The organism is Streptosporangium amethystogenes subsp. fukuiense, assembly GCF_042665875.1.
In the GTDB taxonomy this organism is placed as follows: Bacteria; Actinomycetota; Actinomycetes; order Streptosporangiales; family Streptosporangiaceae; genus Streptosporangium; species Streptosporangium fukuiense.
Map to the genome: position 1 here is coordinate 3,324,410 of NZ_JBHTEE010000001.1, position 21,982 is coordinate 3,346,391.

The following is a 21,982-nucleotide window of genomic DNA, read 5'->3' on the forward strand; positions in this document are numbered from 1 at the left end:
GATGTGTCCCGAGCCCCTCAGCCGCCGGTCAGGCGCCGCGCAGCCTCGCCCCGGTGCGCTCGGTGGCCAGGGCCACGGCCGCGTCACGGGCCGCGGTGGTCTCCTCCACCGTGAGCGTCCTGTCGGCCGCCCGGAAGCGCAGGGAGTAGGCGAGAGACTTTTTGCCCTCCCCCACCTGGGCACCGGCGTAGACGTCGAACAGCCGGATCGACTCCAGCAGCTCGCCCGCGCCCTCGCGCAGCGCCGCCTCCACCGGGGCCACCGGGGTCGCCGCGTCGACGATGAGTGCGACGTCCTGGCTCGCGACCGGGTAACCGGAGATCGCCGGTGCCTGCGGCCGACCGACCGGCGACTGCTCCAGCCGGGTCAGCTCCAGTTCCATCGCGCAGGTACGCGGAGGCAGACCGTACGCCTCGACCACGCGCGGGTGCAGCTCACCGGCGTGACCGACGAGCACGTCACCGGCGTACAGCGCGGCGCAGCGACCCGGGTGCCAGGGCTCGTGCCGGTCGGCGCGGACATCGAGGGTGACGCCGGCCTCGGCGGCCACCACCCGGGCCGCCTCGACCGCGTCCGCCCAGTCGGCTTCCCTGCCCTTGCCCCACCAGCCGGACGGCTCGAACTCCCCGGCCAGCACGACCCCGACCCGCAGCGGCTGAGCCGGCAGCGCGGACTCGATCGAGGCCAGCTCCTCCGGGCTCGGCCTGCGGTCGACGCCCAGCACGGGGGCGACGGCGGGCGCGTCCGGCGAGGGCCGGTAGACCAGACCCGCCTCGAACAGCGCCACATCGCCGAACCCCCGGCCCACGTTGCGGACCAGCGTCTTGAGCAGGCCCGGCAGCAGGGTGGTCCGCATCAGCGGCTCGTCCTCGCTGAGCGGATTGGCCAGCCGTACGGCCAGGCGGCGCGCGTCGTCGGCGGGCAGCTGCAGGTTGTCGAAGTCGCGCTCCCCGCTGAACGGGTAGGAGAGGGTCTCGACGTAGCCGGCGGCGGCCAGTGATCGGCCGACCCTGCGGCGCAGGCGCTGGCTCTCGGTGAGACCGGCACCCGCGGGGGCGGCGGGAAGGATCGAGGGCAGGTTCTCGTAGCCCTCCAGCCGGATGACCTCCTCGGCGAGGTCGTTCGGGTCGGTCAGGTCGGGCCGCCACGACGGTGGGGTGACCACCAGCATGTCGTCGCCGACGACCGTGAGCTTCGCGGCGATCCCGTCGGCGGCGGTGCCGCCGGTGCCGCCGGTCTCGTCGGCGGCGCCCTCGACCGCGCAGCCCACCTGCTCCAGGCGGTGGATCACCGTCTCCCGGTCGTAGACGGTGCCCGCGACCCTGCCGGGGTAGCCGCTCGGGATGGTGACACGGAGCGGCTCGACCTCCACCTCGGCGTGGGTGACGCCCGGCTGGATCGTGCCGCCGCCCAGCTCGGCCAGAAGCCGGGCCGCGCGCCAGGAGGCGTACAGCGGCAGCTCCCGGTCGACGCCCCGCTCGAAGCGCTTGGATGCCTCGCTGACCAGGTTGTGCCGGCGCGACATGCGCGCGATGCCGCTGGCGGAGAAGTGGGCGGCCTCGATCACGATGTCGGTGGAGGCGTCGGAGATCTCGGTGTGCAGGCCGCCCATGGTGCCTGCCATCGAGATCACGCCCGACCCGTCGGTGATCAGGATGTCGTCCGGATGGAGCTTGCGGACCACGTGGTCGAGCGTCTCCAGCGTCTCGCCGGGCTCGGCCCTGCGCACCACGATCTCACCGGTCAGCCTGGCGGCGTCGAAGGCGTGCAGCGGCTGACCGAGCTCCAGCATGACGTAGTTGGTGACGTCGACGGCCAGCGAGACCGGGCGCATACCGGCGCGGCTGAGCCGCGCGCGCATCCACAGCGGGCTGCTCGCCGACGGGTCGAACCCGCGGATCTCACGGAGCACGAAGCGGTCGCAGGCCGACGGGTCGGCGATCGAGGCCGGGTAGGCGGGACCGGACGCGACGGGCGGGGAGACGTCCGCCGGGTCGATGAACGCCGAGTCGAAGGCGGCGGCGGCCTCGCGGGCCACGCCCCGGATGGAGAGCGCGTAGCCGATGTCCGGGGTGATCTCAAGCTCGATCACGTCGTCGCGCAGGCCGAGCAGCTCGACCACGTCGGCGCCGATCGGGGTGTCCCCGGGCAGCACGAGGATGCCGGGTGAGGACTCGGCCACCCCGAGCTCCGCCTCCGAACAGATCATGCCGTCCGACAGGCGTCCGTAGGTCTTGCGGGAGGCGATCTCGAACCCGCCGGGCAGCACGGCGCCGGGCAACGCGACCGGGACACGGTCGCCGGCCTCGAAGTTGGTCGCACCGCAGACGATCTCGCGAGGCGCGGCCTCCCCCACCTCGACCTGGCAGTGGCGGATGGGCTTCTTGAAACCCTCCAGGGTCTCGATGGATAGCACCTCGCCCACCACGACGTTCTTGATGTCGTGGCCGTAGGAGATGACGGACTCGAGCTTGAGCCCGGCCGCGGTGAGCTTCTCGGCGATCTCGTGCGCCGTGACGGCGGGGAGATCGACGTACTCCCGCAGCCATGAAAGCGAGACCTTCATCAGACCTCCATTCCGAAGGGGAGTGTGAAGCGGACGTCTCCCTCGACCATGTCGCGCATGTCCTCGGCGTTGTGGCGGAACATCAGGGTGCGTTCGACGCCCATGCCGAAGGCGAAGCCGCTGTAGCGGGCGGGGTCGACGCCGCAGGCGATGAGCACCCGCGGGTTGACCATGCCGCAGCCGCCCCACTCGATCCAGCCCTCCGATTTGCAGGTGCGGCAGGACGGGTTTCCCGGCACCGCGGAGGCCCCGCGGCAGACGAAGCACTTCAGGTCCATCTCGGCTGAGGGCTCGGTGAACGGGAAGTAGTTGGGCCGGAACCGGGTGGTGATGCCCTCACCGAACATGACCTCGGCGAACCGGTCGAGGGTGCCCTTGAGATGGGCCATGGTCAGGCCCTCGTCGATCGCCAGCCCCTCGACCTGGTGGAAGACCGGGGTGTGGGTGGCGTCAAGCTCGTCGGTGCGGAACACCTTGCCCGGCGAGATCACGTAGATCGGAAGCTCCCTGCTGAGCAGCGCCCGGATCTGGACGGGAGAGGTCTGGGTGCGCAGCACCTTGCCCGATTCGACGGACTCCACGAAGAAGGTGTCGTGCTCCGAGCGCGCCGGGTGGTCGGCGGAGATGTTCAACGCGTCGAAGTTGAACCACTCCCCCTCCAGCTCGGGGCCCTCCGCCACCTCGTAGCCCATCGCGACGAAGGCGTCGGCTATGCGCTCCTGGAGGGTGGTCAGCGGATGCCTGGCGCCTCGGGAGGCGCGGCCGGAGGGCAGCGTGACGTCGACGGTCTCCTCGACGAGGACTCGCTCGTCGCGCTCGGCCTCCAGCTGTGCCTGCCGTTCGGCGAGAGCCTCGGCGACGGCTTTGCGGGCACCGCCGATACGCTTGCCCGCCTCGGCGCGGGCCGCCGGGGGCAGGGCGCCGATCTCGCGGTTGGCCAGGGCGATCGGCGAGCGATCACCGGCGTGCGCGAGACGCACCTGCTTGAGTTCTTCGAGGTCGCGCGCCGCCTTGACGGCGTCGATCGCGTCGGCCTGCATGCGCGCCATCTCGTCGGCGTGCAGCGGGGTCACCTCGACCGGGTCGTAGTTTGACAAGAGAGAGCTCCGAATCCAGGGCTTGAGCGGCCACGAGTCTAGTCGGGTAAGCCCACCGGGCTGGCATTCGCGCTCAGGCGAAGTCAGGGGTGCCGGTGGGCACCATAAATCGAAACTCGGCGCCGCCCTCGGGTCCGCGCTGCACGGAGATGGTGCCACCGTGAGCCTCGATCAGCCCCTTGACGATGAACAGGCCTAGTCCGGTGCCGCCGCGGCGGCGGGCGTTGCCCCGCCAGAACTGCCGGAAGACGCGCGTGACCAGCTCGGGCGGGATGCCCTCTCCCTGGTCACGGACGGACACGGTCACTCCCCATTCGCTCGGTTCGACGACTATTGTCACCGTACCGCGCCCGTGCCGCACCGCGTTTTCCACCAGGTTGGCAAGCACTTGATCGATCTTGTCCTGGTCGAGCCAGGTCTCGGGCAGCTCACCGCGTACCTGGAGCAGGAAGCGGTCGTCCGGCTCACCCGCCGCCACCCGCCCCGCGATGACCTTGGAGATCCTGGCCGGGATGTCGACCACCTGGCGATGGATCTCCAGCCGCCCCGACTCGATACGCGAGACGTCGAGCAGCTCGGTGATCAGCCTGGTCACCCGGTCGGCGTCGGCGTTGACCGTCTCCAGCATGACCAGCTTCTGGTCGTCGGTGAAACGGGTCCACTTGGCCAGCAGGGTCGCGGTGAACCCCTTGACGCTGGTCAGCGGGGAGCGCAGCTCGTGGGCGACCGTGGAGACCAGGTCGGCGCGGCTGCGCTCCAGGCGGGCACGGGCTCCGGTGTCACGCAGCGTGATGACCACCCGGACCACCTCGCCGCCCCTCCTGGGCTCTCGCACCAGCCGGGCGGCCACCAGCATCTCCTGGCCGCCGAGGGTGCGCAGCGGCAGCTCGGGCTGGCGGGTGCGGGTGCGCAAACCGCCGTAGGTGTCGAGCCACTTCCACCAGTCGCGCCCGTCGTGGTCGTGGAAGGAGAACACATCGCGCAGGTGCCGCCCTGCTGCCTGCTCGCGGGTGACCCCGGTCAACCGGGCCGCGGCCCGGTTGACGGTCAGCACGTGGCCGTCTCCGTCGGTCACCACGAGACCGTCGGGAAGCTCGTCGACGTCGATCACAGAAGCGGGATCGGTGCTCCGCTCGCCGGTGTGTTCGCCGTGCACGACCCCGCCTCCTCGACGCTACATGGCCGACAATAGCGGGTTTCCCGCGCCGTACGGCAGCCTCGGGGCGGGGGGCGTCACCTGGCGCCGGGACCGGTGCGCTGAGACCGGGCAGATGCGTACAGACAGACCGCGGCGGCGGTCGCGAGGTTCAGGCTCTCGGCCCGCCCGTAGATCGGAACCCGGACGACGTCGTCGGCCAGTTCCAGGATCTCCTCGGGAAGCCCCCAGGCCTCGTTGCCGAAGATCCAGGCCGTCGGGCCGGACAGGTCCATGTCGTCCAGGGTCTGCTTGCCCGCGCCGTCCGCGGCGAGCACCCGTAGCCCGGAACCCTTCAGATGCTCCACCACCCGGGTCACATGGACACCCGTGGTGACCGGGAGATGGAACAGGCTGCCCGCGCTGGCCCGCACGCACTTGCCGTTGTAGGGATCGACCGAGGCGTCGGTGAAGACCACCGAGTCGGCACCCGCTGCGTCGGCGGTGCGCAGCACCGTACCCGCGTTGCCCGGGTCGCGGACGTGGGCGAGCACGGCCACCAGCCTGGCGTCGGAGGTGACGGAGTCGTTCAGGGGAACGTGCACGAAACGGCACACGGCCAGCAGTCCCTGGGGGGTGACCGTCTGGGCCAGCTCGGCCATGACCTCGCCGCTGGCCCGGAAGAGCGGCACCCCCGCGGCGGTGGCGGCGGTGACGACGTCGGCATGGCGCAGCTCGGCCTCGGCGGTGGCGAACAGCTCCACCACGACGCCGTCCAGCGCCAGCGCCTCACGGACCGCCTGTGGCCCCTCTGCCAGGAAGGAGCGGTCGCGGTCCCTGAAGGCCCGCTTGGTCAGCCTCCGCGCGGCCTTGACCCGCGGTGACTTGATGTTGGTCAGCTCAGACCCGGCCATGCCCGTCCCCCAAGAATGCGAATGCGGCCCGCAGCGTCACCGCTGCGGACCGCATGTTCGTCAGTGTCTCGCTCAGCCGGCGACCGGCGCGTTCACGTCGGCCGGGAGCGCCTTCTTGGCGGCCTCGACCAGCGTCGCGAACGTGGCGGCGTCGTTGACCGCGAGATCAGCGAGGATCTTGCGGTCGACCTCGATGGAGGCGAGCCGCAGGCCCTGGATGAGCCTGTTGTAGGTGATGCCGTTCTGGCGGGCAGCGGCGTTGATGCGCTGGATCCAGAGACGGCGGAAGGTGCCCTTGCGGTCCTTGCGGTCGCGGTAGGCGTACGTCATCGAGTGGAGCATCTGCTCCTTGGCCTTGCGGTACAGCCTGGAACGCTGACCCCGATAGCCCTTCGCCCGCTCGAGAACGACCTTGCGCTTCTTCTTGGCGTTGATCGCCCGCTTCACGCGTGCCATGTGTATCTATCTCCCCGGGGGCGGTTACTTAGCGAGCAGCTTCTTGATCTTCTTGGAGTCGGCGTCGGAGAGCACGACCTCGGGCTTGAGACGACGCGTCAAGGTGGACGGCTTGTGCTCGTTGTAGTGCGCACGGTTGGCGCGGCGGCGCACAAGCTTGCCGGAACCCGTGAGCCTGAACCGCTTCTTCGCACCGCTGTGCGTCTTCATCTTCGGCATCTCAGCCGTCTCTCCCTCGATCGTGCCGATGTCCCGGGCCGGTAACCCAAGTCAAGGGCATGCCTGACTACGAGACCGGACCCGGTCTCGACGTGATATCGCGACTACCTGACGATCCAGGCTATGCGAGTTACTCCTGCGGAGCCGCCACCGCTCCGTTGACGGACACCTCGTCGTTGACGTGCGTCTCGTCGGCGGCCGGTGACCTGTCCCCCGAGGGGTTCTCGTCATGCCGCGCCTTGGCCGCCGCCTTCTCGGCCTTGGCCTCGGCCTTCTTCTTGTGCGGGCCGATCACCATGATCATGTTTCGGCCGTCCTGCTTGGGCTGGGACTCGACGAAGCCGAGCTCCGTCACGTCCTCCGCCAGCCGCTGCAGGAGCCGGAAGCCCAGCTCGGGCCGGGACTGCTCCCGACCACGGAACATGATGGTGACCTTGACCTTGTCGCCGGCCTTGAGGAACCGCACCACGTGACCCTTCTTGGTCTCGTAGTCGTGCGGGTCGATCTTCGGCCGGAGCTTGATCTCCTTGATGATGGTGTACGCCTGGTTACGACGCGCCTCGCGTGCCTTCATCGCGGACTCGTACTTGAACTTGCCGTAGTCCATGAGCTTGCACACTGGCGGGCGAGCCGTTGCCGCTACCTCGACCAGGTCGAGGTCGGCTTCTTGAGCCAGCTTCAAAGCATCGCCGATGGAGACGATGCCCACCTGTTCGCCGTTCGGGCCCACGAGGCGGACCTCGGGCACGCGAATGCGGTCATTGATGCGGGGCTCGGCGCTGATGGGGCCTCCTAGGTTGCGATCCGCGGCCTTCCTTACGAAAGGCCGCAACATGCTCGATCGTGCCGGGAAGTCGCAGAACACGCACCCTGTGAAGGCGCGTCGAACGCAAGATGCCCCGCACGTCACGCATGCGGGGCCACATGAACTCGAAGGCTTTATGCCGTTAAGCTCGCCGGAAACCTACCCGGTGTGATCCTGACCTGTCAGCCTTGCGGCCGACGAGGTGGGAGGATGACCTCCGCTTGCGCGTCCAGCAGGAACGCCGGACCGATCGATTAGTCACTCTATCACAACGACACGCTCACCCAGAATCATTCCGCTGGGGCGGCGCGCCTGACGATCTCGCTCTTCCCCGCCTCGCGCATCGCCTCCACCGGCACGTCCGCGCGGCCGGTCATCATCTCGACCTGCCGGACCGCCTGGTGCAGGAGCATCGGGAACCCTCCGACGACGATCCCGCCCCGCTCGGCCACCGCCGCCGCCGGCCGGGTGGGCCAGGGGGCGTAGACCACGTCGAAGAGCGCCGGCACGTCCGCCAGCGACTCGGTGAAGGCGTCGGCCGCACCGGAGGGCAGGGTCGAGACGACCAGGTCGACCCCCAGCACGGTGTCGAGCTTGTCGAAGGTCTGCACCGTCAGGCTCATGCCCAGCCGTCCGGCCGTCTCGACGGTCTCCGTCGCCCTGGACGGGTCACGGACCACGAGGGTCGCCTCGCCCAGACCCAGCTCGCGCAGGGCCGCCAGCGCGGAGGAGGCCGTCGCACCCCCGCCGAGGACGGTCGCGGAGGCGGGCGTGGCCACGCCCGCCTCCGCGAGCGCCCGGACGATGCCGTACACGTCGGTGTTGTCCCCGTGCCGGGCGCCGTCACGCAGGATCACCGTGTTGACCCCGCCCACCTGGAGTGCGAGTTCCGAGACGGTGTCGAGCAGCGGCAGCACGGCCCGCTTGAGCGGCATGGTGAGCGAGAGCCCCGCCCAGCCGGCGTCCAGCCCGTCGAGGAGGCCGGGGAGCCCGGCCTCGTCGCACTCGATCGCCTCGTACCGCCAGTCGTGCAGGCCCATGCCCTCGTAGGCGGCGCGGTGCAGGTACGGGGAGAGCGAGTGGGCGATCGGTGACCCCAGGACCGCCGCTCTCAGCATCCGTTCCCCTTGTTTCTCTCGTACTCGGCCTTGAGCGCGAAGAAATCCGCCTCCGTCGAGGCGAACTTGGTGAGCTGCTTCGCCGGGCAGGTGGTCACGAACCAGCCCCAGTCGCCCTTGGTGGGGTTGAGCGCCGCCTGGATGGCGTCGTCGCCCGGGTTGGCGATCGGCCCGGGAGGCAGGCCCGCGAACTTGTAGGTGTTGTAGGGCGAGGTGCTCTCAAGGTCCTTGTGGGAGGACTCGATGCCGTACTTGTTCAGCCCGTACATCACGGTGCTGTCCATCGACAGATTGAGGCGGGGGTTGCCGGCGAGCCGGTTGTAGATGACGCGGGCCACCTTGCCCATGTCCTCCTTGGTGCCGGACTCGGCCTGGACGATGCTGGCGATCGTCATGATCTCGTGCGGAGTGCGCCCGAGCTCCTTGGCCTTGCCCTGCAGGTCGTCCTTCTCCGCCGTCTGCTTGAAGCGCTCGACCAGTGCGCCCAGGATCTCGGAGGGCGTCATCTTGGGCCTGATCTCGTAGGTGGCCGGGAAGGCGTAGCCCTCCAGCCTGCCCCTGGCGTAGGACGGCAGGCCGAGCTTCCGGCTGTTCTTGGCCGCCTGCTGGAACTCCCTGAGCGGCTTTCCGGTCTTCTCGGCGAGCTGCTTGAGGGTGTCGATCAGGCGCAGCCCCTCCTTGAGAGTGATCCTCTCCAGCAGCCGCTTCTCCGGATCGAGAAGCTTGACGGCCTCCGCGGCCGCCATCTGCTTGCGCATGGCGTATTCGCCAGGCTGCAGGGAGGAACTCTTGCCGGCCTGGGCGACGGCGTTGACGAAGGCTTTGACGCTCTTCACCACGCCCTGCTCCTCCAGGGTCTGGGCGACGTCGGAGGCGTTCTGGCCGTCCTTGATCTCCACGACGACCTCGCCGGACCCGGGGCCGGTGTAGTCGTCCGGGGTCATCACGTCACGGACCCAGGTGTAGCCGTAGAAGCCGGCGGCGCCGATGCCGCCGAGCAGCACGATGACCGCGAGCATGGGGGCGAGGAAGCCGCCCCGGTTGCGGCGGCGCTTCCTACGCCGGCCACGCCGGCCGCCGGAGTCGCGTCCTGAGGACGCGCGAGATTTTCGGCCCGGCCGACCTTCGTCGTCGGAGCCGACCAGGAAGTCCATATCGAGATCGTTCATAGAGACGCTGGCCAATCTCCCGCTAGGGACGGCCTGGCGTCAAGCGGGTGTGCCAAACCGAAGGAAAGCCCCCGGCCAGACCTCCCGGTTTTCCGGGAGTGGTCGTCTGGTTCGCGGGTACGGGGCGCCGCATGCGACGGAACGAGGGGTGTTCCGCCGGGCATCAACGCTTCCCGAGGTATCTGTTCAGCTCTTCCCGGTATCTCACAAACTCACTCTCTTTGTCAGTGAATTTCGTGATTCTATGCTCCGGATCTGTGGTTACAAACCAGAACCAATCACCTTGATCTGGCCGAAGTGCCGCGATCAACGCCTTCTCCCCGGGGTTCGCGATGGGTCCGGGGGGCAGGCCAGGTCTGCGATAGGTGTTGTACGGAGACCTCACCTCGGTGTCCTTCTCGGACACCTCCAGGGTCCTGCGCCTCTGCGCGTACAGCACCGTGGTGTCCAGTTGAAGTGGGGTTCCTGCCCTGATCCGGTTGTAGATCACTCTAGCGATCTTCGGATAGTCCGGGTCCCGCCCGCCCTCCGCCTGAACGATGCTCGCCAGTGTGACAGCCTCCAGGGGGGTCAGCCGCTTCCTGGCGGCCCGCTCCTTGAGGTCGAGTTGCTCGGCGGCCTGTTTGTAACGTTCCACCATCGCGACCAGCACGTCCTGAGCGGTCGTGTCGGGCTCGATCTCGTAGGTGGCGGGGAACAGGAAGCCCTCGGCGTTCCTGGCGTACCGTGGCAGGCCCAGCGCCCGCACGTCGTCCGCGGCTCTGGCCAGGTCGGCCCGGCGAATGCCGGTGCCCTCGGCGAGCCGGTCGAGCAGTTCGGGCAGGCGGAGCCCCTCGGGGACGGTGACCCTGCGCACCATCCGCGACTCGGGCGCCACCAGCATGCCGAGTGCCGAGCGGGCGTCCATACCCCTGCGGAGCCTGAAGTGGCCGGGATGCAGGCTGCCCGTCCTGGCCTGCTCCTGCGCCGCGTGGACGAACGCCCTGGCACTCGCCACCACTCCGGCGTCGGCCAGCGCCAGCCCGATCGCGCCGGCGCTCGCCCCCTCGGGGATCTCGACGACGACCGTGCCGGAACCCGGCCCCTCGAAGTCGGCGGGCATCAGATAGGGGCGGACCGCGCAGAGCCCGGCCGCCGTCCCGGCGGCGACGGCGAGCGCCGACGCCCCGGCCACCAGCGGCCATATCCGCCGCGGGCGGCTCACCGAACGGTCCCGCCGCCCGGCCTCTCGGCGGGCCTGTCACCGGGCCTTCCGCCCGGAGGCTCGACGGGGCTGCCGGGAGGCCTGCCGGTGGCGCGTTCGGTGTCCAGTGCCGCCTGGAGCAGCACGACGGCGGCGGCCTGGTCCACCACGCCGCGCTGGTTCTTCGCCTTCACCCCGCTGGCCCGCAGCCCCTGCTGGGCGGTGACGGTGGTCAACCGCTCGTCGAACAGCCGCACCGGGACGGGCGCCAGCCGGAGTGCGATCCGGTTCGCGAAGTCACGGGCGACGACCGCCGCCTGCCCCTCGCGCCCGGAGAGCGAGGTCGGCAGGCCGACCACCACCTCGACGACCTCGTACTCGGCCGTGATCTCCGCGAGCCGGTCGAGGTCGCCCTTGCCGCGCCGGACGGTCTCCACCGGCGTGGCCAGCAACCCCGAGGGATCGCTTCTGGCCACGCCGATACGGACCGAGCCGACGTCGACACCCAGCCGAATGCCGTTTCTCATCATCTCTGTCTCCACCCTCGTACCGGCCGCGGCGCGAGAGTGTCGTTCCCCATCAGGTGAGCGTCTGCGTGATCGCCTGCTCGACGGCCGCGAGTGCCTCGTCGATCGCCTCGGGACGCACACCGCCTCCCTGAGCGACGTCATCCTTGCCGCCACCGCCACCTCCGAGTGCCTTCGCGGCGACGCCGACCAGGCGGCCCGCCTTCAGACCCCGGTCGCGTCCCACCTCGTTGACCGCGGCCACGACGACCGGCCGGTCGTTGGGGACACCGGCGACGACGACGACCGCGGCGCGGTCGCTCGGGAACCGGCCGCGCACGTCAAGGGCGAGTTTACGCAGATCATCAGGGGATGTTCCATCAGGCGCACGGTGCGTCACAACGGAGACTCCATGCAGATCACGGGCGTTTCCCGCCATCTCCCCCGCACCGGCGAGCGCCTGGGCCGAACGCAACGTGGCCAGTTCCTTCTCCGCGGAGCGCAACCGGGAGACGATGCCCTCGACGCGTTCGGGGAGCTCCTCCCTGCGGGCCTTGAGCTGCTCCGACAACTGGGCGACGAGGACGCTCTCCCTGGCCAGGAAGCGGAACGCGTCGAGGCCGACCAGGGCCTCCACGCGGCGCACACCCGCACCGATCGAGGCCTCACCCAGCACCTTGACCAGGCCCAGCTGCCCGGAGCTGGCGACGTGGGTGCCACCGCAGAGCTCGCGGGAGTACTCACCGACCTCGACGATGCGGACGGTGTCGCCGTACTTCTCACCGAACAGGGCCAGCGCGCCCATCGCGCGGGCCTCGGCCTGGGAGGTGTGGAAGGCGTTGACCCGCAGGTCGTTGATCAGGACCGCGTTGACCTCGTCCTCGACGTCGCGCAACACGCTGGGCGGCACGGCGCCCGCGGCGGTGAAGTCGAAGCGGAAGCGGCCCGGCGAGTTCTCGGAACCGGCCTGCGCCGCGGTCTCGCCCAGCGCGTTGCGGAAGCCCCGGTGCACCAGGTGGGTGGCGGTGTGGCTGCGGGAGATGGCCCGGCGCCGCTCGACGTCGATCTCGGCTTGGGCCGTCTCGCCCACCCGGATCTCCCCGGTGCGGACCTTGCCCCGGTGCACGACGAGGCCGGCGACCGGGGACTGCACGTCCACGATCTCCACCTCGGCCCCGCCGGTGCGGATGAGGCCCTGGTCGGAGAGCTGGCCGCCCCCCTCGGCGTAGAACGGGGTGCGGCTCAGCACGACCTCGACCGTCGTACCCGCGCCCGCCGCGGCGACGGAGGCGCCGTCGACGAGGAGGCCGGCGACCTCGGCCTCGGCCGTCACGTGGTCGTAGCCGAGGAACTCGACCTTGCCGGCCTTCTCCAGGATCTGGCCGAAGACCGAGATGTCGGCGTTGCCGGTCTTCTTGGAGGCGGCGTCGGCCTTGGCCCGGTCGCGCTGCTCCTTCATCAGCCGGCGGAAGCCCTCCTCGTCGACCTGCAGCCCCTGTTCGGAGGCCATCTCCAGGGTCAGGTCGATCGGGAACCCGTAGGTGTCGTGGAGCTGGAAGGCCTGGTCGGCCGCGAGCGTGCCCTGCCCCTTGCGCTTGGTCTCCTCCGCCGCCACATCGAAGATCGCGGTGCCGGTGCGGAGGGTGCCGAGGAAGGACCCCTCCTCCGCGTCGATGACGCCGTGGATCTGCGGGGCGTCGGCCTTGAGTTCCGCGTACTGCTGGCCCATGACATCGACGGTCACCGCGGTGAGCTCGTGCATGTAGCGCTCCTCGCCCGCGCCGAGCAGGCGAAGGTTGCGGATGGCACGGCGCAGGATGCGGCGGAGCACGTATCCCCGGCCCTCGTTGGAGGGCAGCACCCCGTCGGCCACGAGCATCACGCCGGTCCTGACGTGGTCGGCGACGACCCGCAGCGAGACGTCGGCGCGCTCGTCGCGGCCGTAGCGCGTCCTGGTGAGCTCCGCGGCCCGGTCAAGGATCTTGTACGTGGTGTCGATCTCGTAGATGTTGTCGACGCCCTGCAGGATCGCCGCCATGCGCTCCAGGCCCATGCCCGTGTCGACGCTCTTGGCCGGCAGCTCACCGGCGATGTCGAAGTCGGTCTTGCTGCGGACCGCACCGAGCTGGAACTGCATGAAGACGTTGTTCCACACCTCGAGGTAGCGGTTCTCGTCGACGATCGGACCGCCCTCGCGCCCGTACTCGGCACCGCGGTCGTAGTAGATCTCGCTGCACGGCCCGCCGGGGCCCGGAACGCCCATGTGCCAGTAGTTGTCCGCCAGGTCACGGCGCTGGATGCGCTCCAGCGGCACTCCGGCCTTCCGGTGCCAGATGTCGGCGGCCTCGTCGTCGTCGAGGTAGACGGTGACCCAGAGACGGTCCTCGGGGAAGCCGAACCCGCCCTCGGACTCGGGCTTGGTCAGCAGCTCCCAGGCGAACGGAATCGCCTGCTCCTTGAAGTAGTCGCCGAAGGAGAAGTTCCCGAGCATCTGGAAGAAGCTGGCGTGCCTGGTCGTCTTGCCGACCTCGTCGATGTCGAGGGTCCTGACGACCTTCTGCACGCTGGTGGCCCGCTTGTAGGGCGGCTTCTGCTGGCCCAGGAAGTAGGGCTTGAAGGGCACCATGCCCGCGTTGACCAGAAGCAGCGTCGGGTCCTCGGCGATGAGGCTGGCCGAGGGCACAACGGTGTGCCCACGCTCCTCGAAGAAGCGCAGGAAGCGGCGGGCGATCTCTGCCGACTCCATGTCAGCGGCCATCCTTTACGTTGGAGTGATAGGGGTCTTCCACAGTGTCGAGCCCGAACCTGGATCGCAACTCGGTTTCCCGCTCGGCCGCACCTCGCAGGGCGTCCTCCGCGAGATCCCGCGCCTGCTCCAGGACCCCGCCCGCGTTCCGAACGGCCCGGCGGGCCAGGTGGTTCGGGTGCAGTGCCTGAAGCTTACGCATGACCCACAGCGCGCCGAACGCGCCCAGGCCCATGTAGAACAGCCTGCGGATCATCTCCGCCGCCTTTCCAGCGCCTGCGCGGCGGGCCTGGCGCGCCTGCGGGCGCCCACGGCCCGGCGGACGCCGTGGCCGAGGGCCGCGACCTTGATCAGCGGCCCGGTGACCAGGTTCTGGGTGATGTCGCTGACCTTGGCCACGTGCCCGCTGACCTGCTTGACGTCCCTGGTGATCGCCTCGATGGCGACCAGTTGACGGTTGGTCTCGCCGACGGCGGCCGACACGTCCTCCAGCAGCGGCACGACGCGGTCGCCCAGCTGGGAGACCATCTTGGTGGTCTCGGTGAGCAGGCGAGCCAGCCTGACCATGACGACGGCCATGAAACAGACCAGGATCGCCCAGGCCATCGCGACGATCAGCCCCGCGACCTCTCCTGCGGTAAGCATGTGCGGACCCGTCCCCTCATAGGTGACCCCGGCCGTGGTCGGGTGGATTGGCAAAACCCTATCGTGCTCGATATCACTCATCCTCACTTACCGCGCACCGCCGGCTCATGCCTCCGGGCCGGGTCCGGTCCTCCCTGGGACCCGCGTCCCGAGAACCGGGCGGTGTGAGCGGGACGAGCCACGAGACCGGGCGCGCGGCACGGCAGATCACTCTCCGCGCAGGAAGGCGCGGATCCTGGACCAGCGGTCGGCGAAGCCCGCCTCGGCGCCGTGCCGGGTGGGCCGGTAGTAGCGCCGGTCCCTGAGCTCCTCGGGCGCGTACTCCTGACGGACCAGGCCGTGCTCGAAGTCGTGGGGGTACCTGTAGCCCTTGCCGTGGCCGAGCTTCTTGGCTCCCGGATAGTGGGCGTCACGCAGATGGTCGGGGACATGACCGATGTTGCCGCGCCGCACGTCCTCGGAGGCGGCGCCGATGGCATTGATCACCGCGTTGGACTTGGGGGCCAGCGCGCAGTGGATGACCGCCTGGGCCAGGTTGAGCCGTCCCTCCGGCAGGCCGATGAACTCCACCGCCTGGGCCGCGGCCACCGCGACCTGCAGGCAGGTGGGATCGGCCATGCCGACGTCCTCGGAGGCGAAGATGACGATCCTGCGGGCGATGAACCGGGGGTCCTCGCCCGCCTCGACCATCCGGGCGAGGTAGTGCAGCGCGGCGTCGGCGTCGGAGCCCCGCATGCTCTTGATGAAACCGCTGATCACGTCGTAGTGCTGGTCGCCTTGACGGTCGTAGCGCACGGCGGCCTTGTCCACCGCCCGCTCCACCACCTCGACGGTGATCTCGCCGTCGGCGATCAGCGCGGCGGCCTCCAGATAGGTGAGCGACCTGCGGGCGTCGCCACCGGCGAGCCGCACCAGGTGCTCGGCGGCCTCGGGTGCGAGGTTCACCCTTGCGTCCAGGCCGCGCGGGTCGGTGACAGCACGCTCCAGCACCACCCGGATGTCGTCCTCCGACAGTGACTCCAGGGTGAGCAGCAGCGAGCGCGACAGCAGGGGCGAGATGACGGAGAAGAAGGGGTTCTCCGTGGTGGCGCCGATGAAGGTGACCCAGCGGTTCTCCACGGCGGGCAGCAGGGCGTCCTGCTGCGCCTTGTTGAAGCGGTGCACCTCGTCGACGAACAGGACGGTCTGGCGGCCGGACATACCCAGCTCGCGCCGGGCCTGCTCGATGGCCGCGCGGACCTCCTTGACACCCGCCGAGACCGCGGAGACCTCCACGAAGCGACGCTTGGTGACACCCGCCACCACGTAGGCGAGGGTGGTCTTGCCGGTGCCCGGAGGGCCCCAGAGGAACAGCGACATGGGCGCCTCGGCCTCGACGAGGCGGCGCAGCGGCGTGCCGGGGCCCAGCAGGTGCCGCTGGCCGATCACCTCGTCCAGGCTCCTGGGGCGCATCCGCACCGCCAGGGGCTCCTGGCCACGATGGGCCTCCTCCGCCGCCGAATCGAACAGGCTGTCCACTCCTGAGACAGTACCGTTGCCCGGTCGCGCCTCAGTTCCCCCAGACGGCGACGGCCCCGCTGTGCCCGGCCCGCAACACGTAGTAGAGCGCGACGGCGGCCAGGACCACGGTCAGCGCCGAGACGGCCAGCCCCGCCGAACGGCCGAACCGGTCCCCGCGCGAGACGTGGACGAGAGCCAGCGACATCACTCCGAGGGCGAGGGTGACGAGCAGCAGGGGGATGCTGAAGCCCGCGTGCTCGGCTATGCGCTCACCGAGCTGCCCGCTCGCGGAGGCGAAACGGCCCTCCTCCAGCGACTCCCCGCTCTCCCGTGCCACGAAGACGCTCACCGGCACGATCGGGGCGAGCCCGACCACCGCCCAGGTGAGCATGGGGCGGGTACGGGGCAGCAGCGCGTACGCGACGGCGAGCACTGCCAGGAGCGGGGTCAGGACCACGGCGGCGTGGACGACCAGGGGGTGAAGGGGCAGACCGAGGATCTCGTCGAACATGGAGTGCTCCGGTGGTGCGTGGCTCGTCATCGGCAGGTACGGATCTCACCATGAACGAGTTATGGAGAGTGTGAAGAGATCCTGGTCTTTCCCCTCCATCCCCATCTAGTGAATTCCGCCACTTACATGCAGCACACGTTAGGGCCGGTACGCTTTCCGCCAGTCCGTAAGTCATGTAACAGTAATCCTGGAGGACATAGCGGTGAGCGCCGAGGACCGCCAGAGCCAGTTGGCTCGGGAGCACAAGGAGCGGCAGGCGAAGCGTGCTGAGCAGCAGAAGAGCACGTCGAAGCGGAACGCCGTCATCGGAGCGGTCATCGCGGTGGTCGTCGTCGCGGGAGGCCTGTTCGCCGGGGTGAGGCTCCTCGGAGGTGACAACAAGGACGTCCAGGCCGCCGCGACGCCCAACGCGAGCAGCACACCGTCCGAGGATCCTGTCGCGACGCCCGAGCCGAGCATCACGGCCGCCCCGGCCGACACGACCTGTTCCTACCGCAAGGACACCAGCGGCAGCCCGATGAAGAACGTGGGCAGGCCGCCGACCAAGCCCAACCTGAAGTTGAAGACCATGACGATCACCACCAACCACGGTGACGTCGTGATCGACCTGGCGACCGCGCAGGCTCCCTGCACGGTCAACTCCTTCGCCTTCCTGGCCAGGAAGCACTTCTTCGACAACACCAAGTGCCACCGCCTGGCCACCCCGGAGAACTCCGGCCTGGGCCTGCTGCAGTGCGGCGACCCGCAGGCCAAGGCCGACGGCAAGAACCCCACCGACGGTCAGGGCAGCTCGGGCTACGTCTACGACAGCGAGAACCTCGGCGGGATACCGTACACCAAGGGCACGGTCGCGGTGGCCCAGGCGTCCGACGCCGTCAACCAGAACGGCAGCCAGTTCTGGATCTCGCTGGCCGACGAGACCGACCAGGTGGAGAAGGCCTACACCCCCTTCGGCGTGGTCTCCCAGGGCATGGAGATCCTCGAAAAGATCTACAAGGGCGGCTGGATCACCAACCCCGACGACATCACCGGCGACGGCGGCTCCAACGCTCCCAAGATCCCCGTGATCATCAAGACGGTACGGCTCTCCTAGCCTGACCCGCGGCGGCTCGCCGCCATCGGAACGCGCCGGCGGGGTGACCGCCGGCGCGTTCTGTCGTCTCCGGGGCGGGGCGTGGCGGGTGCCCGTCAGCGGCGCACGAACCGCGCGGGGTCCAGCCTGCCGTTCACCCGGGGGCCCGGCGGATGGTTGCGGGTGATCTCAGTCAGCCGTCGCCGGAGGAGATCGTCGCGGAGCGCGGCGTAGTCGCCGATGGCATGCCCCGGCGGCGGCGCGGGGGCATGCGGGGTGAGCGGGTGGCTCTCCAGTTCCAGGCCGTACCGGCCCACCTTCCCGATCCAGCCGCCGGCAGCCGCCGGTGGCCGTCGGCGGAGAAGGGTGGCCGAGGGAACGACCATGACGGCCGGGGCGGTGGATGCCGACAGGCCGCCATCGAAGAGGGCGTCGGCCCATCGCTCTGCCGCGTTCACCGCCCTCAGGGCGGCCGGTGGGTCGGGCAGGTCGAGTGGGAACCCGTTGTCCAGCAGGAAGGCCGATCGGGTGACGAACTCGCCGGAGACCTCCGGCAGGCGTTCTCGCACGTGCCCCACCAGGCTCAGCGCGTGGACGGGGAGGCGCTCGCACCCGAGCATCCGCAACCGCGGCGGATCGGCCGCGCCGCTCTCCCCCGGCCTCGCCGAAGACACCACCCGCAGGGGGAAGAACCCCGTCTTCCCTAGGTGGGCGGCGGCCTGCTCGGCTCCGGCCTCGCAGACGGGGCAGACGACGACCTCGACCGTCAGGAGGCCGGGGTGGCACACCGTCCGCTGGAGTCCCTCCGCCTCCCTTGCGGCCAGCAGGCGGACGAGGCCGGCGACGGTACGGTCATCGGGTGAGGTCTCCGCCTCGGTGGCCGCGCCGTCGCCGGGCAGCGGCCCCCGTGACATCACGGGCCGTCCGCCGCCGGGGACCGGGCCGTGCGCCAGGCCGCACGCCAGGCCCTCGACCCCCATCTCGACCAGTGCCGAGCGCGCCGCGGGGGTGAGCCGTGCCTTCTCGGTGCCGGAGAGCCCGGAGTCGACCCAGCTGGTGATCACGGCCCGCCGCAGACGTGCGGTGAGCGGGCCCGCCGGCGCCCCGTCGGCGGCATCGGTACCGAGGAGGAAGGCGGCCGCCCACAGCTCAGCCGCGATCTCCGGCGACGTCCCGGCGCCTTCGAGGACACCGGCGAGGTCACGGCCTGCCGAGGAGCCGAGGAACGCCTCCAGGGGGCCGAGGACGTCCGCCCGGCCGAGACCGAGCACCCCGCACCAGTCGCTCCACCGCCCGAAAGGATGCCGGACACAGTCGTCGTTCACCGGTCGCAGGAAACCGAGGAAGCAGCCGGCGAAGGCGAAGGTCACCGAGAAGTCCCAGTCACGGGCGCCCGCGGCGCGCATCACCGCCCCCTTGTCGAAGCGCGGCGGTGCCGACCAGTGCTCGGGGGGAAGATCCGCTCCAGGGAGGAGCACGGTGGCGCGCCGCACGCCGTGACCGGCGTTCCCCGCGACGCTGGCGACCTCGTCATGGTCGAGCAGATGGGGCACGGCCGCCAGCGCGCACCGGTCCCGTTCGCGCAGGAAGCGATCGATCAACGTGTCGTCGTCGCGGACATGGTCGGGAACATCCGCCAGGTACTCGCCGAGTTCCGCGGCCAGCGCGACCGGCAAGACGAGTCCCTGCGCCGGAGTCCACTCTCCGGGAACCAGGCGCGCCCACGGCGCGCCGCCCGCCGCCGCCTGGCGAATCGCGTAGGAGTTGTAGGGGGAGTTCCAGTGCGCGTAGAGGGCGAGCACGTCGTCAGGCCTGGCGGCGACCGCGGCGAGCAGGTGAGTGGAGAACCCGTCCACCGGCAGCACGTCGTCCTGAAGAACGAGGTGGTGGGTGGCGTCCGCGCCGTACGCCGCCCAGGCCCGTTTCGCCGTCCGCAGCGGGCTGGGGAAGGAGCCGGGATCGGGGTCGGCGACAGGGACGATCCGCAGCGGCAGGCATGCGCGGGCGAGCCGGGCAAGCCTTTCCTGCCTGGCCGGGTGATACATGACGGCCACACTGATGCGCGGGGCGCAGGCCATCATCGTTCCTCGTGCCGGCCGGTGGCCCGTGCGGGCAACCAGCTGACCCGTCGGCCGATCCTGGCCGCCTCGGCCTCCAGAAGTTCCAGCGCCCAGCGAGGATAGGCCCGCAGCGAGGGGGCGAGCAGGCAGTGGTCGAAGGCGTCGGATTCGAGCAGCGTGCGGAACCCGTACAGCGGCAGGATCTCGATGCCCGGGACACGGCGGCGGGCCTCCTCCACCAGCCTGGGATCGGCTTCGAGGCAGAGGTCACCGCCCGCCACCGCGGCCAGGCAGTCGGCTCCGAACAGGACGGTCGAGCGGCCCGGACCCGTGGTCCCGGTCTCCGGCCAGGATCGCGCCAGATCGAACCGGGTCACGGTGGCGGCGCGCAGTTCGGCGAGGCGGGGGTGCAGTTCGTGCGCCCAGCAGACGGTGGAGACCTCGACGACCGGATCGACGTGTTTTCTCAGCGTGAGCAGCGCGTGCCTGTCGTAGCTGGGACGTAGCGCGTCCAGGTCACGCTCGTGGGGGATCTCGACGCTCGCCGCCTCTCGGGCCAGGACGAAGGTCAGCCCCTTCTCGTACAGGCGCCGGCCGAGTTCGACGTCCTCCCCGCTCCAGCCCACGAAGTCGGGGTCGAAACCGCCGAGCGCCCGGAAGTCGTCCGCCGCGACGGACACGTTGGCGGTCCAGAAGAAGATCCATGGAGCGGCGTACTCCTCCAGCGCGTCGCCGAGACTCCGGTAACTCGGCTCGCGCATGTCCAGGTGCCGGCCGGCCCGGACGAACCGCTCGATCAGCTCGTCGGGGGTGTCGCCGAGGTCGTCACGCCGAACTCGGCCACTGACGTCGTGGTCGTAGCCGAAGACGTAGCCGATCACCGCTCGGCCACCGCCCTCGTGCGCGCTCAGGTGCCCGGTCAGCAGCCGGCGGGAGGCGAGAGTGCCGCTGTCCAGGAAGACCAGGAGCCGGCCGCGAGCCTGTGCCGCGCCGAGGTTGCGGGCCTGCCCGGCCCGGAACCCAAGGTCCTCCTGGTACACGTAGCCCAGGTGAAGAGCGCCGGCGTGGCTCTCGACCACGGTTCGCGTGTCGTCGGACGAGCCGTCGTCGGCGACGATCACCTCGTATCGGTCCCGGGGCAGGTCCTGGCGAGCCAGGGTGTGCAGGGTGCGGTCCAGCTCCCTCGATCGGTTGTAGGTGGGGATGACGACCGAGATGTCCGGAATCTGATGTTCAGTCAACGACTGCCTCCCGCAACAGGGCGGTGTCGAGTAGCTCGGAGACGGGCGGGAGCGTGCCGATGCCCCTGGCTCTGAGCCCGGCGTAGACGGGACCCGCCAGCCGGACGGGATCGATGTGGCCCAGTCCCCCCACGTCGGCACCGCCGCGGATGAGATCGTTCTGCACCTCGTTCTCGCGCCGGACCGCCTCGGCGTCGAGCCCGAGATCCTTGCCGTACCTCTCCAGGGTGAGTCTGACCCCCAGTTCGGGGTCCTTGACGTTGTGCCGGTAGCCGCGGATCACGGCGCGCAGGTAGGCGGCGAAGCGCGCCCGGTCGGCCTGGAGGTCGGCACGCCGGACGGCCATCACCAGCGCGTAGTCGGGCAGACCGAGCTCTCCCTGGGTCACGCTGACCACGTCGACACCCTGCTGTTCCAGCGCGAGGGGTTGGGCGGTGACGTAGCAGGCCATCACGTCGCACTCTTTCTTGGTGAGGGGACCGGTTCCGGCGCCCACCGGAACCCGCTCGTAGCGGACGGGCAGGTTGTTGACCTTCAGGATCGCCTCCACCAGCACCTCGGCGCCGGGTGACAGGCCGATCCTGCGGCCGACGAGTTCCTGTGCCGTGCGTACCGGGTTGGCTGCGAGGCTGACGAAACCTCCGGGAGTCTCCTGGAAGACGGCGCCGACGGCCACCAGGTCGGCCTCGCTCTCGCGGGCCTTGACCAGCGCGGCGAAGTCGACCAGCGCGACGTCCGCACCCCCCGCGGCGACGACGCTGACGGTGTCGGGGATGTTCGGCCCGCCCGCGAGGAGCGGCGCGGACAGTCCCTCGTCCCTGAAGTAGCCCTGCTGCTCGGCGATGTAGAAGCCCGCGAAGGTGACGGTCTTCAGCCAGGACAGCTGGGTGCGTACCGCCTTCCCGCCCCCCTCGGTCGCGTTGCCGGTGGCCGAGGAACACGCGGTGAGCATTCCGGCGGCGCCGAGCCCGCCCAAAACCGTGGTGGTGCGGAGGAAACCGCGCCGAGAGAGCTGATCCACCCTGAGTCCATCCATTTC

The 21,982-nt window shown here is 70.1% G+C and carries 20 protein-coding genes; 1 reads left to right on the forward strand and 19 read right to left on the reverse strand.

The features are described 5' to 3' along the window. Positions 1-28: 28 nt before the first annotated feature. From ACFQVD_RS14535 to ACFQVD_RS14610, 16 genes are all read right to left on the reverse strand, one after another. Entirely contained in the window at positions 29-2,566 is a 2,538-nt protein-coding gene (locus ACFQVD_RS14535; protein WP_343966365.1) for a phenylalanine--tRNA ligase subunit beta, read from the reverse strand. Beyond that, positions 2,566-3,615 carry a phenylalanine--tRNA ligase subunit alpha gene (pheS, locus tag ACFQVD_RS14540; protein ID WP_343966434.1) on the reverse strand — a complete coding sequence of 350 codons (1,050 nt, stop codon included), beginning with the start codon at positions 3,613-3,615 and terminating at the stop codon, positions 2,566-2,568. The genes ACFQVD_RS14535 and pheS overlap by 1 nt, the downstream gene beginning before the upstream one ends. A gap of 121 nt (positions 3,616-3,736) precedes the next feature. Beyond that, complete coding sequence (locus tag ACFQVD_RS14545) at positions 3,737-4,819, reverse strand: sensor histidine kinase (protein ID WP_343966367.1); 1,083 nt, start codon at positions 4,817-4,819, stop codon at positions 3,737-3,739. Between the two features lie 77 nt (positions 4,820-4,896). Next, positions 4,897-5,712, reverse strand: coding sequence for a TrmH family RNA methyltransferase (locus tag ACFQVD_RS14550; protein ID WP_343966369.1), 816 nt, complete (start codon positions 5,710-5,712; stop codon positions 4,897-4,899). 72 nt (positions 5,713-5,784) lie between these two features. Beyond that, a complete protein-coding gene (gene rplT, locus ACFQVD_RS14555) occupies positions 5,785-6,168 on the reverse strand; it encodes a 50S ribosomal protein L20 (protein WP_012892552.1) in 384 nt (127 codons plus the stop codon). A gap of 24 nt (positions 6,169-6,192) precedes the next feature. Beyond that, positions 6,193-6,387 (reverse strand): 50S ribosomal protein L35, encoded by a 195-nt coding sequence (gene rpmI / locus ACFQVD_RS14560; RefSeq protein WP_030920046.1) that lies wholly within the window; start codon positions 6,385-6,387, stop codon positions 6,193-6,195. Between the two features lie 130 nt (positions 6,388-6,517). Further along, positions 6,518-7,135, reverse strand: a complete 618-nt coding sequence (gene infC / locus ACFQVD_RS14565; RefSeq protein ID WP_425580380.1) for a translation initiation factor IF-3 — start codon at positions 7,133-7,135, stop codon at positions 6,518-6,520. A 347-nt stretch (positions 7,136-7,482) separates the two neighbouring features. Beyond that, positions 7,483-8,310 carry a shikimate dehydrogenase gene (locus ACFQVD_RS14570; protein ID WP_343966382.1) on the reverse strand — a complete coding sequence of 276 codons (828 nt, stop codon included), beginning with the start codon at positions 8,308-8,310 and terminating at the stop codon, positions 7,483-7,485. Further along, positions 8,304-9,479 carry an endolytic transglycosylase MltG gene (gene mltG, locus ACFQVD_RS14575; protein ID WP_343966384.1) on the reverse strand — a complete coding sequence of 392 codons (1,176 nt, stop codon included), beginning with the start codon at positions 9,477-9,479 and terminating at the stop codon, positions 8,304-8,306. Before mltG (ACFQVD_RS14575) ends, ACFQVD_RS14570 begins: the two co-directional genes overlap by 7 nt. Before the next feature lie 163 nt (positions 9,480-9,642). Continuing rightward, positions 9,643-10,683 (reverse strand): endolytic transglycosylase MltG, encoded by a 1,041-nt coding sequence (gene mltG, locus ACFQVD_RS14580; RefSeq protein WP_343966386.1) that lies wholly within the window; start codon positions 10,681-10,683, stop codon positions 9,643-9,645. Next, on the reverse strand, positions 10,680-11,189 hold the full coding sequence (gene ruvX / locus ACFQVD_RS14585) for a Holliday junction resolvase RuvX (RefSeq protein WP_343966388.1): 510 nt from the start codon (positions 11,187-11,189) through the stop codon (positions 10,680-10,682). Before ruvX ends, mltG (ACFQVD_RS14580) begins: the two co-directional genes overlap by 4 nt. A 52-nt stretch (positions 11,190-11,241) precedes the next feature. Then, positions 11,242-13,914, reverse strand: coding sequence for an alanine--tRNA ligase (gene alaS / locus ACFQVD_RS14590; RefSeq protein ID WP_343966390.1), 2,673 nt, complete (start codon positions 13,912-13,914; stop codon positions 11,242-11,244). 1 nt (position 13,915) lies between these two features. Further along, positions 13,916-14,170 (reverse strand): hypothetical protein, encoded by a 255-nt coding sequence (locus ACFQVD_RS14595; RefSeq protein ID WP_343966392.1) that lies wholly within the window; start codon positions 14,168-14,170, stop codon positions 13,916-13,918. Then, positions 14,167-14,559 (reverse strand): DUF948 domain-containing protein, encoded by a 393-nt coding sequence (locus ACFQVD_RS14600; protein ID WP_343966394.1) that lies wholly within the window; start codon positions 14,557-14,559, stop codon positions 14,167-14,169. Before ACFQVD_RS14600 ends, ACFQVD_RS14595 begins: the two co-directional genes overlap by 4 nt. Positions 14,560-14,766: 207 nt before the next feature. Further along, a complete protein-coding gene (locus ACFQVD_RS14605) occupies positions 14,767-16,077 on the reverse strand; it encodes a replication-associated recombination protein A (protein ID WP_343966396.1) in 1,311 nt (436 codons plus the stop codon). 31 nt (positions 16,078-16,108) lie between these two features. Beyond that, positions 16,109-16,570, reverse strand: a complete 462-nt coding sequence (locus tag ACFQVD_RS14610; protein ID WP_343966398.1) for a hypothetical protein — start codon at positions 16,568-16,570, stop codon at positions 16,109-16,111. 202 nt (positions 16,571-16,772) lie between these two features. On the opposite strand from ACFQVD_RS14610, the gene ACFQVD_RS14615 reads away from it, so the two are divergent. Further along, positions 16,773-17,663: a peptidylprolyl isomerase gene (locus ACFQVD_RS14615; RefSeq protein ID WP_343966400.1), complete on the forward strand. Its 891-nt coding sequence runs from the start codon at positions 16,773-16,775 to the stop codon at positions 17,661-17,663. A gap of 95 nt (positions 17,664-17,758) precedes the next feature. Here ACFQVD_RS14615 and ACFQVD_RS14620 read toward each other — a convergent pair whose 3' ends face one another. The 3 genes from ACFQVD_RS14620 to ACFQVD_RS14630 are packed head-to-tail and all read right to left on the reverse strand — an operon-like array spanning position 17,759 to position 21,964. Then, positions 17,759-19,723, reverse strand: a complete 1,965-nt coding sequence (locus ACFQVD_RS14620; RefSeq protein ID WP_386368514.1) for a hypothetical protein — start codon at positions 19,721-19,723, stop codon at positions 17,759-17,761. Further along, positions 19,720-20,943 (reverse strand): glycosyltransferase, encoded by a 1,224-nt coding sequence (locus ACFQVD_RS14625; RefSeq protein WP_343966405.1) that lies wholly within the window; start codon positions 20,941-20,943, stop codon positions 19,720-19,722. Before ACFQVD_RS14625 ends, ACFQVD_RS14620 begins: the two co-directional genes overlap by 4 nt. Continuing rightward, complete coding sequence (locus ACFQVD_RS14630; protein ID WP_343966407.1) at positions 20,936-21,964, reverse strand: ABC transporter substrate-binding protein; 1,029 nt, start codon at positions 21,962-21,964, stop codon at positions 20,936-20,938. Before ACFQVD_RS14630 ends, ACFQVD_RS14625 begins: the two co-directional genes overlap by 8 nt. Positions 21,965-21,982 lie beyond the last annotated feature (18 nt).